Annotated in this window: 12 protein-coding genes; 11 read left to right on the top strand and 1 reads right to left on the bottom strand. The window is 63.9% G+C overall.

The features are described from left to right. From EOL86_07335 to EOL86_07305, 7 genes are all read left to right on the top strand, one after another. Positions 1-571: HD domain-containing protein (locus EOL86_07335; protein NCD25389.1), on the top strand; the 571-nt coding region annotated here is incomplete at its 5' end. Further along, on the top strand, positions 457-1,377 hold the full coding sequence (locus tag EOL86_07330) for a hypothetical protein (GenBank protein NCD25388.1): 921 nt from the start codon (positions 457-459) through the stop codon (positions 1,375-1,377). The genes EOL86_07335 and EOL86_07330, both read left to right, overlap by 115 nt. A 21-nt stretch (positions 1,378-1,398) precedes the next feature. Next, positions 1,399-1,710 carry a hypothetical protein gene (locus EOL86_07325; protein ID NCD25387.1) on the top strand — a complete coding sequence of 104 codons (312 nt, stop codon included), beginning with the start codon at positions 1,399-1,401 and terminating at the stop codon, positions 1,708-1,710. Positions 1,711-1,712: 2 nt separating this feature from the next. Further along, a complete protein-coding gene (locus tag EOL86_07320; GenBank protein ID NCD25386.1) occupies positions 1,713-5,216 on the top strand; it encodes a bifunctional diguanylate cyclase/phosphodiesterase in 3,504 nt (1,167 codons plus the stop codon). Continuing rightward, positions 5,213-5,965: a UPF0280 family protein gene (locus EOL86_07315; GenBank protein NCD25385.1), complete on the top strand. Its 753-nt coding sequence runs from the start codon at positions 5,213-5,215 to the stop codon at positions 5,963-5,965. The genes EOL86_07320 and EOL86_07315 overlap by 4 nt, the downstream gene beginning before the upstream one ends. Before the next feature lie 170 nt (positions 5,966-6,135). After that, the gene (gene modB, locus EOL86_07310) at positions 6,136-6,807 is read left to right on the top strand and encodes a molybdate ABC transporter permease subunit (GenBank protein NCD25384.1); all 672 of its coding nucleotides are present in this window, start codon (positions 6,136-6,138) and stop codon (positions 6,805-6,807) included. A 9-nt stretch (positions 6,808-6,816) separates the two neighbouring features. Continuing rightward, positions 6,817-7,656, top strand: a complete 840-nt coding sequence (locus tag EOL86_07305; protein NCD25383.1) for an ATP-binding cassette domain-containing protein — start codon at positions 6,817-6,819, stop codon at positions 7,654-7,656. Positions 7,657-7,734: 78 nt separating this feature from the next. Here the strand turns inward: EOL86_07305 and EOL86_07300 are convergent, their stop codons facing one another. Further along, entirely contained in the window at positions 7,735-8,850 is a 1,116-nt protein-coding gene (locus EOL86_07300; GenBank protein ID NCD25382.1) for a helix-turn-helix domain-containing protein, read from the bottom strand. A gap of 314 nt (positions 8,851-9,164) precedes the next feature. Between EOL86_07300 and EOL86_07295 the strand changes: the two genes are divergently transcribed. The 4 genes from EOL86_07295 to EOL86_07280 all read left to right on the top strand — a co-directional run. Beyond that, positions 9,165-9,791, top strand: coding sequence for a class I SAM-dependent methyltransferase (locus tag EOL86_07295; GenBank protein NCD25381.1), 627 nt, complete (start codon positions 9,165-9,167; stop codon positions 9,789-9,791). 10 nt (positions 9,792-9,801) lie between these two features. Beyond that, positions 9,802-11,607 (top strand): radical SAM protein, encoded by a 1,806-nt coding sequence (locus EOL86_07290; GenBank protein ID NCD25380.1) that lies wholly within the window; start codon positions 9,802-9,804, stop codon positions 11,605-11,607. Positions 11,608-11,618: 11 nt separating this feature from the next. Continuing rightward, positions 11,619-12,026, top strand: a complete 408-nt coding sequence (locus EOL86_07285; GenBank protein NCD25379.1) for a hypothetical protein — start codon at positions 11,619-11,621, stop codon at positions 12,024-12,026. After that, on the top strand, positions 11,990-12,867 hold an 878-nt coding region (locus EOL86_07280; protein NCD25378.1), incomplete at its 3' end, for a hypothetical protein. The genes EOL86_07285 and EOL86_07280, both read left to right, overlap by 37 nt.

Raw genomic sequence — 12,867 nt, 5'->3', positions numbered from 1 at the left:
CCGCGTCGGCGAAATCGCGGCCGTCCTGGCCAGGGCCCTGGGCTTCGACGACGAGCAGTGCGCCAATATCCGGGACTGCGCCCCCCTGCACGACATCGGCAAGATCGGCATTCCCGACGCCGTCCTGCTCAAGCCCGGAAAACTCGACCCGGATGAATGGAAAATCATGCAGCACCACTGCATCTTTGGCTGTGAAATCCTTGGCCCCCTGACCAGCCGGACCGAGGCCCGCAAGAGTTGCCAACTGTGGGACGCGCCCAGCGACGAGGGCAACGAACTTCTCGATCTGGCCCGCAACCTGGCCATGCTTCATCACGAGCGCTGGGACGGAACCGGCTACCCCCTGGGCCTTGTGGGCGAACAGATCCCCCTGGAAGCGCGCATCGTGGCCGTGGTCGACACCTACGACGCCCTGGCCAGCGAACGGCCCTACAAAAAAGCCTTTCCCGAGGAACAATGCTTGGCCATCATCCGCGAAAGCTCGGGTTCCCACTTCGATCCGGCCGTGGTCGAGGCTTTTTTCCAAAACATCGACGCCATCAGGGCCATCCGCCAACTTTGGCAGGACTGATCATGCACACCGCGCAATTTAACCTCGATGCCGACGGCGCCTGGATCAAGGCCTCGGGCACCGTGCCCACGTCGGGCAACCAACTGGCCCTGGTCTTCTGGTCCGACCTGGACGACCAGACCGTCTCGCGACACGCGCGGTCGCTGGCCGCCATGCTCCCGGACGCCCTTGTCCTGGGCTGCTCCACTGGCGGCGTCATCCACGGACGCACGGTCCGGGACGCCACCATCTGCGCCACCCTGATCACCTTCGAACACACCGGGCTCGACTTCGTCCGCGCCAGTCGGGAACAGTTTTCCAACGACAGCCGGGCACTGGGCGTCTTTCTGGCCAGCAAGCTCGACCAGGACGACCTGGCCCACGTCCTGATTTTTGCTCCGGGTTTGACGGGCAACGGGTCCCGGCTGGCCAAGGGCGTGGCCGAGGCCCTGCCGCCAGGCGTCACCGCCAGTGGCGGCCTGGCCGCGGACGGGGAACGCTTCGAGCGCACGGCCCTGCTGATCGGGGACCAACTCGTCGAAAACGAGGTTGTCGGTGTCGGCCTGCGCGGCCCGGCGCTGCATGTGGGACTGTGCAAGGGCGGCGGCTGGGAGCCCTTTGGCATGGAACGCGCCATCACCGCCTCGGACGGCAACCGGCTCATGACCATCGACGGCGAGTCCGCCCTGGGCCTGTACGAACGGTATCTGGGCAGGCATGCCCGCGACCTTCCGGCCAGCGGTCACCTCTTTCCCCTGGCCCTGCGCGAGCCCGGCGCCACGGACTGGGTCACGCGGACCATCCTCGGCATCGACCGCGACAGCTAGGCCCTGGTCTTCGGCGGCGACGTGCCCGAGGGCAGCACGGTCCGTTTCATGCGCGGCACCATCACCAATCTGGTCGACGGCGCCACCCAGGCCATGGCCACGGTTCAAAGCCGACCGGCTCTTTCGGTCGCCCTTCTGGTCAGCTGCGTCGGGCGACGGATGCTGCTCAAACAGTTCGCCGAGGAGGAAATCGAAACCGTGGCCGACGCCCTAGGGCCAAACGCCACCGTGACCGGCTTTTACTCCTACGGAGAATTCGCCCCCGGCGGAAACGCCGCCTGCCGTCTGCACAACCAGACCATGACCGTCACGATTCTGGAGGAAAGGGAATAACCATGCATCGCCTGCTCCTGCGCCAGCTCAAGCGGGTCATGCCCGAACTGTCCGACCCCGCCACCGCGCCGGAGCCCCTGGCGCGGCTGCTCCAGCTGGTGGACGAGGCCTACCGCCAATTCGAGGACGAGCAGGAGATTCTGGACCGCTCCCTGGAAATCAGTTCCGCCGAACTGATCCAACACAACGCCCTGGCCAGGGCCGTGTTTCAATCCCTGCCCGATGTCTTCATCTGGCTGACCACCGACGGACGCATCAAGGATTGCCGTGGCGGCGTCGCGCAACTTTTTGGAACAAGACCGGAAGAGCTCGTGGGCCGTGTCGTGCGCGACTGCCCGGAACTTGGCGATCCGGCCATTTTCCAGCACGCCCTGGACACGCTGACCCACACCCATCTCTTCCAGACCGAATACACCCTGCGCCGGGCGGATCGCGGCCTGCACTGCGAGGCGCGTTTCGCCGTCCTCGACGACCAAACCCGCCTGGCCCTGATCCGGGATATTTCCTCCCAGGTCCAAGCCCGGGAAGCGGAACGGGCCATTCAGGATCGCCTGGACCGCATCATCGAATTTCTGCCGGACCCGACCCTGGTCGTGGACAACGAACACCGGGTCATCGCCTGGAACAAGGCCCTGGAGGACATGACCGGAATCCCCAAGGAGGCCATGCTTGGCAAGGGCGACCACGAATACGCCCTGCCCTTTTACGGCTATCGCCGCCCCATCCTCCTGGATTTTATCGGCAAGGACCCAAGCCCGGCATATCCCATGTACACTGCGGACCAGGGTGAATCCGAGGCCCTGGCCTCGGAAATTTTCGTGCCGACCCTGCACGGCGGACGCGGGGCCTTCATCTGGGCCACGGCCACCCCCCTGCACGACGACCAGGGTACCATCGTCGGCGCCATCCAGGCCATTCGCGACGTCACCGAAAAAAAGCGGGCCGAGATCGCCACCCGCGTCTTGCACCAGATTTCCACCGCCATCGCCGGTGCGTCCGACGAACGCGCCATGCTGGACAATGTCTTCCGCATCCTGGCCGAACATCTCAAAATCCTGGGGGCCTACGTGGCCATCGCGGACCCGACCCTGGGGCTGAGAACCTATCCTTTTTTTCAGGACCAACCGCCAACGGCCAAGAAAGCCCAAACCAAGAGCCCGATTTTTCACCTGATCGAATCCGTCATCCACACCGGCCAGGCCCGGAACCTGCGGGACAGGGGCCCATCCCGGTCAACCCTCGCCCCGTCCAGCTGGCTCGGTCAACCGATCCACGGCAATGGGCGGATTCTGGGCGCCCTGGCCGTATGGCTGGAAGACACGGCCGCCCTGCTCCTGGGCCCCGAGGGCGCCCTGCTGACCTCCATCGCCGACCATCTTGGCCAGGCCATGGTCCACGCCATGACCGCCAAGGCCCTGCGCGACAGCGAAAAAAAATACCGCTCCATCTTCGAAAACGCCACGGAAGGAATTTTCCAGGTATCCCTGGATCAGGATCTGCTCAGCGCCAACCCGGCCATGGCCCAGATTCTGGGATACGCCAGCGTGGACGCCCTGATGGCCGAATCGACTGGATTTCTACGCCGCATGCTCCCTTCCCAGGAACGGGTCGCGCTCCTGGACCGGCTGCTGACGACCAACGTCGTGAACAACCTCATCTTCGCCACCACCCGCCAGGATGGCGCCCAAACCTGGCTCTCGGCCAATATCCGCGCCGTGCGCACGTCCAACGGCGCCATTGAATTCCTGGAAGGCTCCCTTGAGGACGTCAGCGAACGCCGGGCCATGGAGCACGACCTGAACGTGCAAAAAAAGCTCTTCCAGCAACTCTTCGACAATTCGCCCCAGCCCATCCTGCTGCTCGGACCAAGCGGCATTCCCCTGGACTTGAACCCGAGCTTCACCCAGCTCTTCGGCCTGACGTTGCGCGACCAGCAAGCCCTGTTTGAAATCCTCCTCGCTCCGGGCAGGCTGGAGGAAAGCTACGCCTTCCTGGCCTCGGTCCTGTCCGGAAGGTCCGAATTCCGGGAAACCCTGCGCCCGCGCAAGGACGGTCGGACAATACCGGTTTCCATCCTCGGATATCCGTACATGATCGATGACCAAATCGCCGGCGCCTTCCTGGTCTTCACCGACATTTCCGAGCGCAAGGATTACGAGGAGCGCCTGACCCAGCAGGCCCTGCGCGACAACCTGACCGGCCTGGCCAACCGAACCCTGCTCCTGGACCGCCTGACCCAGGCCATCGCCCGTCGAAAACGAAAAGAGGATTACCGATTCGCGGTCCTGATGATCGACCTGGACGGATTCAAGCGGGTCAACGACACCCTCGGCCATCAGGCCGGAGACCAGCTCCTTCAGGAAATTTCCCATCGTCTGAGCAGCTGCCTGCGGGCCATGGATACCGTGGCCCGCCTGGGTGGCGACGAGTTCGCGATCCTCCTGGAGGATTTCCGGACCAACCGCGAGGCCATCGTCATCATCCGCCGCATCCTCAACGATACCCGCCAGCCCATGCGGATCATGGGCCGGGAGGTCGCGGTCAGCGCCTCCATCGGCGTTGTCCTGAATACCGGGCCCTACACCTCGCCCAACGAGCTGCTGCGGGACGCGGACATCAGCATGTACAGATCCAAGGAACAAGGCAAAAATCAGTTCAAGGTGTTCAGCAAGAGCATGTACGACCAGGTGGTCCGGGCCGTGCAGCGCGAGCAGGACCTACACGGCGCCCTGGCCAACAACGAATTCGAGCTCTACTTCCAGCCCATTTATTCCGTGAAAACCAAATCGCTGCGTGGATTCGAGGCCTTGATCCGCTGGAACCACCCCACGGACGGCCTGCTCCCGCCTGGCGCGTTCCTGGACAGCATCGAGGCCGCCGGCCTGGAAATGGACCTCAGCCGGTGGACGCTGCGCCATGGCTGCCAGGCCCTGGGGCTCTGGAAGCGGCATTTTCCGCACCTCAAAATCAGTTTGTCCGTCAACCTCTCGCCCAAGGATCTGACCCAGGCGACCCTGGTCACCTTCGTGTCGGACCTGCTCCGCACCGAGGCGGTGGACGCCCGGAGCCTGAAACTGGAAATCACGGAAACCGCGGTCATGAACGATCCCGAGCAGGCCATCGCCAAGCTGGAGCGGCTCAAGCTTCTGGGAATCGCCGTGGCCATGGACGATTTTGGCACGGGATACTCCTCCTTGTCCTACCTCCAGCGCCTGCCCGTGGATATCCTCAAAATCGACCGGTCCTTCATTTCGACCATGCTGGGCAATCCGGACAATCTGGAAATCGTGCGGACCATCATCGGCCTGGGCAAGATCCTCCAGAAACGTTGCGTCGCCGAAGGCGTCGAAACCGAGCCCCAACTCCGGGCCCTGACCGAAATGGACTGCGACTTCTGCCAAGGCTTTCTCCTGGGCCGCCCCATGCCCCAAAAGGCGGTCATGGCCATGCTTGGCACCCTGGCCCAAAATCGGCACGAAACCGACGGGGAATCGGATTGGATATGAGCCCGCGTCCCGCCCCTTCCGGGCACGGATCTCCATTTCGCACCTACCGCGCCGCCCAACGCCCGGATCTTGTCACGTTTCAATTGGTCATCGAGGAAACCGACCTCTGGGTCGCGGCCCGCGCGGATTTGTCCGCGCCCATGGCCGAGGCCGTGCGCGAACTGCGGGGCCAGATCCAGGCTTACGCCGCCATCCATCCAGAATTCTTGACCGCCCTCGTGCCCCTGGGCGCGGACCCGCGCGCGCCGGACATCATCCAGCGCATGTGCCGGGCCACCCGCCCGTGCGGCGTGGGCCCCATGGCCGCCGTCGCCGGGACCGTGGCCCAGATGGTGGCCGAACGCTTCCTGGCCGATTCGCCGGACCTACTCGTGGAAAATGGCGGTGACACCTATCTCTGTTCCACGGCAGACCGTCACATTGGCATCCTGGCCATCCCGGACCAGGATCTGCGCCTGTGCGTGCCCGTGACCACGGCGGAGTTTCCGTGCTCGTTTTGCGCGTCCTCGGCCAAAATCGGCCATTCGCTCAGCTTCGGAAACGCCGACCTGGTCGTGACCCGTTCCCGCGACGCCTCCCTGGCCGACGCCATGGCCACGGCCCTGGCCAACCGTCTCCAAACCCCGGCGGACATGGACGCGGTCCTGAACCAGGCCCGGCGGTGGGAAGACCTTGGCCTGGACGGAGTCTTCGCCCAATGCCAAGGAAAGATAGGCGTCTGGGGGAAGATGCAGCTGGCTGTTCCGTGAGCTCGCCGGAGCACGTCCCACGCTTCTCCACTGATCACGATTTTCCAACGCGGCGTGACTGTCTTGCCGGACACCCCGCCCCCTTTCTATGCCGATATGCAGATAAAACGCGGGCCGGCCGTCGCCGGGGGCATGAACCGGAACGCGCGGCACCCAAACCCAAGGACCCGATGGACCCGACCTTTCTCTTTCCGGTGCAGCTCAGCCTGCGCGTGGCGACCCTGGCCACTTTTTGCGCCCTGGTCCTGGGGGTTGGCCTGGGCTGGGTGTTTCATCGCTTCCGCTTTCCCGGCAAGGAGCTGCTGGACGCGGCCCTGAGCCTGCCCATGGTCCTACCGCCCACGGTTCTTGGCTACTATCTCCTTGTCCTGGTCGGAAAGAACGGCCCGGTGGGCCGCTGGCTGGAATCGTGCTTCGGCGTCTCGCTCATTTTCACCTGGCAGGGGGCCGTGCTGGCGGCCACGGTGGTCTCCTTTCCGCTCGTCTTCAAATCCGCCCGGGCCGCCCTGGACGGAGTGGGCGAAAAATACGAAAACGCGGCCCGCACCCTGGGGCAGCCGGAATGGCGCGTGTTCCTGCGCGTTTGCCTGCCCCTGGCCGGACGCGGGGTCATGGCCGGCACCATGCTCGCCTTTGCCCGAGCCATGGGCGAGTTCGGAGCCACGCTGATGATCGCCGGCAACCTGCCCGGCCGGACCCAGACCCTCTCCCTGGCCGTGTACAGCGCGACCCAGGCCGGACAAGACAACCTGGCCGCGCAACTGGTTCTCCTCATTTCCGTGCTCTGCACCGTCATTTTGTGGATGTCCGGCCGTCTGCTCGCTCCGAAATGGCCGGTCTAAGGAAACATCATGCTTTTTGTCCCCCGCGCCACCACATCCTCCAACGCCGCCACGGCAAAAACTCCCGCGCCCAGCGCCACGACCATCCACTGCGCCATTACCGCCCAGGTTCGCTCACGGGACACGGCCTTCCAGCTTGACGCCCATTTCAGCGCCGCGTCCAGACGCGTGGCCCTGTTCGGCCCCTCGGGCTCGGGCAAAAGTCTGACCCTCATGGCCCTGGCCGGACTGCTCACGCCCCAGGGCGGCCGTATCGCCGTGCGCGGGCGGACCTTTTTCGACGCCCAGGACGGCATCGACGTTCCGGCTCGCAAACGCAGGGTGGGCTTCGTTTTCCAGGATTACGCCCTGTTTCCGCACCTGAGTGTCCGGGACAACGTGGCCTTTGGCCTCAAGCCCGTTTTCGGGTATCCGCGCCCAGCCCATCGCGCCCGCATCGACGAACTGCTCGAACTCTGCGGCCTGAAGGATCTGGCCGCCCGCAAACCGCACCAGATTTCCGGAGGCCAACGCCAACGCACGGCCCTGGCCCGGGCCCTGGCTCCGAACCCGGACCTGCTCCTCCTGGACGAGCCCTTCACCGCCCTGGACCAGCCCTTGCGCCAACGCATGCGGGCCGAGCTCTCGACCATCCTGAACCGCTTCGACACACCCATGGTCCTGGTCAGCCATGACCTGGACGACATCGACCACTTCGCCCAGACCCTGGTCGCCTTTGGCCACGGCCAAGTCCTGGACGTGATCGACTACGCGACCCGCCGCCAGACCGAATCCGCCCGCGCCATCCTCGACCCGCTCTACCTGGCCGCCCAGGACGCGACCGATCCGTCCCGGCCAGTCACGCCCTAAAGACGCCGCGTGTCCGCCTTGCCCCGCGCCCTGAACGTGATCTAGCGCGGAGGCATGGCCCGTTTTCATCACCTCTCCTCACAATTCCGCGATAATCTTGCCCGTGTCCCTGGCATCGTAGCCGGGAAGGGAAAGCAAATCCTCGCGCATTTTGCGCGTCTGCAGGGTGTCCAGCAAAGAGCCGACCTCGGCCATGGATTGCAGATCCTTGGGCACGACCAGATCGCAGCGCACGGTCTCCACGGGCACGAAATCCAGCCCGTACGACTCGGCGATGGCCCGAAAGCCCAGGGCGACATCGGCCCGACCGAAAAGAACATTGATGGCGCTGTCGTGATGCGTGCCCGTTTCCCGGTCGTACCCCGTGACGCTGGCGCCGGGAATGCCGAGCCTGTCCAGATGCGCGTCCAGCAGACTGCGCAGGGCCGCGCCGGGCTCGCGGTTGACGAGTCGCGCCCGTCCCGCCCCCAGATCGGCCACCGAGCGAACGTCCAGAGGATTGCCGGGCGCGACCATCAACCCTTCCTCGATATGCGAAAAGGCCAGCACCGTGGCCGGACGACCCTGCAACAATTCCCGAGCCAGGAGCAGGTTGCCGTCACCCTCGGCCGTGCTGTGCATGTGCGTGCCGGCCAAATGCGCCTGACCAGCGGCCAGCTTGACCAGGGCGTTGCGGCTGGATGCGAACAGACAGTGCACCCGCACGTGCGGGGCTTGGCGCATGGTGTGCGTGCCCAGGATGGAAAAAGCCGGGTCGCAGCCAAACAGAATGAGGGTTTGATCCAGGCTGCTGGCCGGACTGAGCAGACGGGCCGATCCCGTGCGCACGCTCATGACGCCGTCGGCTGGTTCGAAGCCTTCCAGCAGCAGGCGTTTGCCGGTCAACGGATAGGCCATGAGGCGTCCCCGGATACGGGCCAAGGCCACACGCACCGAATCCATGACGACATCATCGACCAGGGTCACGGCCTCCTCGCCGCCGACTTCCTCGACAAACAAATCCTCCACCGTGCATTGCAGATATTTGGCCAAACGCAGGGCCAGGGCCGTGTTCGGCGTGTATTTGCCGGTCTCGATGTCATAAATGGCCTGGCGCTTGACGCCAATCAACTCGGCCAACTGGGATTGGGACATGCCCCTGGCCTGACGCAACGCCTTCAAATTGCAGGTCAGATTGATTTCTCCGGTTTTCATCATCGCTCCTCGTTCATGTCTTTGGCCGCCATGCCTCGCTACAAATTTTGTCTGGTATACACGACGCCTATATCCAGCCAGGAAGCGAGGCAAGCATCCTCGCACTCTCCTGACAGCCGCTGCCGCGCAACGTGTCGTGACTAGCGCGCTGCACCAAAAATGTCGTTAATAAATTTTAAATGTAATTTTTAAATTGCATTTTGTCTGCTTTTCCTTCATTCCATGATCGGTGTCCGTGCACAGCGGCTCACCAAATTCACCACAATCGCCCACCGCGCCATCGCGCATATTCGGAATACTCCAAAGGAGGGATCATGGCCGCCAACGCCCAGGAATTCGACCGCATCGCCAAGGAAATTTTCGCACCCATCTATCCGGTCATCGCCGAACAAATCCTGCAACGCACCGGCGTCACCCACGGCCACGCCCTGGATATCGGCTGCGGCAGCGGCTACCTCGGCCTGGCCCTGGCCGAGCAAAGCGGCCTGGAGCTGACCCTGTTCGATCAGTCCGAGGACATGCTGGCCCTGGCCCGGAAAAATATCGCCGACCGCGGCCTGGACGACCGGGTCGGGACCCTGCGGGGCGACGTGGCCCGCATCCCGCTGCCGGAAAATTCGACCAACTTGGCCGTGAGCCGTGGCTCGGTATTTTTCTGGGAAAAGCCAGCCCTGGCCTTCAGCGAGATCCACCGCGTCCTCGCCCCCGGCGGTCGGGCCGTCATTGGCGGGGGATTCGGCAACGCGACCCTGAAAGACGAAATCTCCCAAAAAATGGAGGCCAGGGAAACAGAACCGGGCCAATGGCGGGCCTGGGTCAAAAACAACCTGAGCGCCGATACGGTCCGCAAATTCGAAACAGCCCTGCACGAAGCCAAAATCACGCGATTTGACATCGACCTGAACGAAGAAACGGGTTTCTGGATCACCCTGGACAAATAGGAAGTCACCCATGCGCTGCACGATTTGCGAACGAGGGTGCGTTCTCGCACCCGGAAAAACCGGAGCCTGCGGGCTCTATGAAAACCAAAACGGAAAGATCGTCGAACGTTTCCCGGACCGGTATCTGGTCACATACCCCATTTCCATCGAGACCATGCCCATCCTGCACTACCACCCCGGCGGCAAGTATCTCCAGGTCAGCACAACGGGTTGCAATTTCAACTGTCCGGGCTGCATCTCGACCGTCATTGTCCGCGAAATGCCCCAAAGCAGCCGCGCCCTGCGCCATCTTGCCCCGGCCGAGGTCGTGGCCATGGCCGAAAAGCAGGACTGCCTGGGCATCGTCTTTCTGATGAACGACCCCCTGGCCTCCCTGCCGACCTTTCTCCGGCTGGCCGCCCTGGCCAAATCCAAGGGGCTCAAGGTCGGGTGCGCCAGCAACGGCTATTTCACGGCCGAGGCACTGGCCCAGACCATGCCCCTGCTCGATTTCATCACCATCGGCATCAAGGGCCTGACCGACGCCGCCTACCGAGCCTGCGGCGCACCGAACGCGGAGCCTGTCTGGCGCAACCTGCGCGCCCTGCACGCCGGCGGGGTGCACGTGGAGGCGGCCTGCATCCTGCGCCGCGACAACCAGGATGAAATCCGGGAACTGGCGGACCGCGTGGCCGAACTGTCGCCGGACCTCCCGCTCCTGGTCATGCGCTTCATCCCGCTGGAGGGCGCCGACATCAGCCTGGAGCCGACCATCCGCGAAGCCGAAGCCTTTTGCGCCGCGCTGCGCACGCGGCTGCCTTATGTCTATCTGTTCAACTCACCGGGCACGCGCCTGCTGGACACGGTCTGCGCCAACTGCGGACGCACGGTGTATGAACGTGACTTTTATGGCCCCATGGGGGCCAAGCTGCGCACTCCCGCTAGGTGCCTGCCCGTCGACAACCGTTGCCCGAACTGCGGCCAAACCCTGCCCATCGAGAGTTGCCCACCGCGCACGGCCTTCCAGGAAAAGGACTTCGAGGGCGGCTATCCCTTCACCCGCGCCCTGGAAATGGTCGAGGCCATGCTCATCGCCCTGGGCGTGGAGCGCACGGCCGATCTGGTCCGGGCCTGGGAAGTGACCATCCTGGGAGACGGGCTGCAACGTCTGCATCACGACCTGCAAACCCCGCGCGGCTACATCGGCCTGCTCCGTCATTTCGGGGCCGCGACCGGCCGCGAAAAGCGGGCCGATCTGCTGGCCGCGTACATGGAAAAACGGCTGAGCCAGGTCGAAGAGGCCGTGGCCTCGGCCATCCATCGCCCCCGCGTCTGTTATGTCATGGGCAAGCCGCTGTTCTGCATCAATGGCAGACGCATGGAAAACGAACTGGTCCAGACCGCCGGCGGCCACAGCGTCAACCGCGAGATTCCGGGCGAAGGCCGACCCGGCCAAACCCTGAGCGCGGACCAGCTCCAGACCCTGCGGCCGGAGGTCATGTTCGTGTCCGCCTTTCTGTCCAGTCCGGTCGAGGATCTGCTGACGGAATGCCTGGAACTGGACCTGGACATCCCGGCCGTACGCAACCGGCGCATCCACGATTTTCCGGCTCCTGGCTGGGATTTCGGCAGCCCGCGCTGGATTCTGGGTCTCATGCACATCGCGAACAGCCTGCACCCGGAATGCTGTTCCTTCGACATCCCGGCCGAGGCGGAAACCTTCCACCAGTGCTTCTACGGAACACCCTTTGTTGCCGCCGACGTGAACCGATCCTTTGGCAAACCCACGTCCAACTGGCGCTGGAAGGAAACCGCGACCACCTCGCCACTCTCGTAACGGAGTCCGTCATGCATCTGCTTCTCATTCTCGTCGCATGCGTCCTGGCCGCGCCGCTGTCGGCCCTGGCCGAAACCGGAACATCCGGAAACGCGACCTACAGCATCCCCGCCCTGGAAGTCTCCGCCACCGTCACCGACGAGCCCCCGAGCAGTTCCTATGCCCTGCCCCAAAGCGCCAGGCACGGGGCCTGGAGAGTCGGCCGGGAGGACATCGAGGCCATGCACGCCGCCAACCTGTACGAAGTCGTGCAGTACGCTCCCGGAGTTCACGTTTCCTTCCAGGGCCGCAAGCCACAAACTTTGCCAACGGCCGGGGCGGCGGGCTCTACGCCATTATCCTGGACGGAGTGTATCTGCCCTGGACCCAGTCCGGGCGGATCATGGCCGATTTTCCGACCGATGCCATCGAATCCGTGACCGTGGTCCGCGACTCCACGGTCCTGACCCTGGGGCCACTGGTGCAGCCCGGGGTGCAGGAATCGGAACTGCAAGGATTCATCCTCGTTCGGACCCGGACCTCGAAACAGGCCGAAACGGAAGTCCGGCTCGGGTACGGCAGCCAGGACCGATCCAAGGCCTTTGTCCGTCACGGCAACGCCATCGACGCCTTCACCTACAGCCTGACCTACAACAAAAGCCACGACGATGGGCATGAGGACTGGAACAATGGCCATGACTCGGACTCGATTCTCGGGAAGGTCGGCTATGACGCCAGCGGTTTTTCAGCCAACATCGGCCTCTATGTGGACTGGGCCTCCCGCCAGATCCAGCGGGCCACGAACGTCAGCACCACCTGTGATTCGGAGTGGGAATACGACCCGCTGAACACGATCATGCTCTCGGCCACGGCCGAAAAAAAATGGACCCACAGCCAGACCACAAGCCTGGGCTTCTACCTCGGTCAGGTCGAAACGGACTTGATCCAGGAAAGCTACTCCAAGCCCACGCGCCTGGTTTACGACCAGAAGGACCGATCCACCCAATTCGACCTACGCCACGCCATCGCCACCGGCGACAACACCCTGACCATGGGCGGACAGGCCATTTTCTGGGAAACGCCCACCGGGCAGTTCTACTACGAGACCCTGCCCCGCGAGGAAGAACTCTATGCCGGCTATGTTCAGGACGAGTACCGCCTGACCGACCGTCTGACCCTGGACGCCGGGCTGCGGATCGAACGCAAGCACATCACCGAGGGCGTGGACAAATCCGGACCGACCCAGGTCACGGCGGCGGTGATCGAGGACCAGTGGGCCAC

Source organism: Deltaproteobacteria bacterium (assembly GCA_009930495.1).
In the GTDB taxonomy this organism is placed as follows: domain Bacteria; phylum Desulfobacterota; class Desulfovibrionia; order Desulfovibrionales; family Desulfomicrobiaceae; genus Desulfomicrobium.
This window is presented reverse-complemented; position numbering and strand designations above follow the sequence as displayed.

Coding starts and splice junctions, on each gene's coding strand:
- EOL86_07330 (NCD25388.1), top strand. CDS start 457: ATGCTTGGCCATCATCCGCGAAAGCTCGGGTTCCCACTTCGATCCGGC.
- EOL86_07320 (NCD25386.1), top strand. CDS start 1,713: ATGCATCGCCTGCTCCTGCGCCAGCTCAAGCGGGTCATGCCCGAACTG.
- EOL86_07315 (NCD25385.1), top strand. CDS start 5,213: ATGAGCCCGCGTCCCGCCCCTTCCGGGCACGGATCTCCATTTCGCACC.
- modB (NCD25384.1), top strand. CDS start 6,136: ATGGACCCGACCTTTCTCTTTCCGGTGCAGCTCAGCCTGCGCGTGGCG.
- EOL86_07305 (NCD25383.1), top strand. CDS start 6,817: ATGCTTTTTGTCCCCCGCGCCACCACATCCTCCAACGCCGCCACGGCA.
- EOL86_07300 (NCD25382.1), bottom strand. CDS start 8,850: ATGAAAACCGGAGAAATCAATCTGACCTGCAATTTGAAGGCGTTGCGT.
- EOL86_07295 (NCD25381.1), top strand. CDS start 9,165: ATGGCCGCCAACGCCCAGGAATTCGACCGCATCGCCAAGGAAATTTTC.
- EOL86_07290 (NCD25380.1), top strand. CDS start 9,802: ATGCGCTGCACGATTTGCGAACGAGGGTGCGTTCTCGCACCCGGAAAA.
- EOL86_07285 (NCD25379.1), top strand. CDS start 11,619: ATGCATCTGCTTCTCATTCTCGTCGCATGCGTCCTGGCCGCGCCGCTG.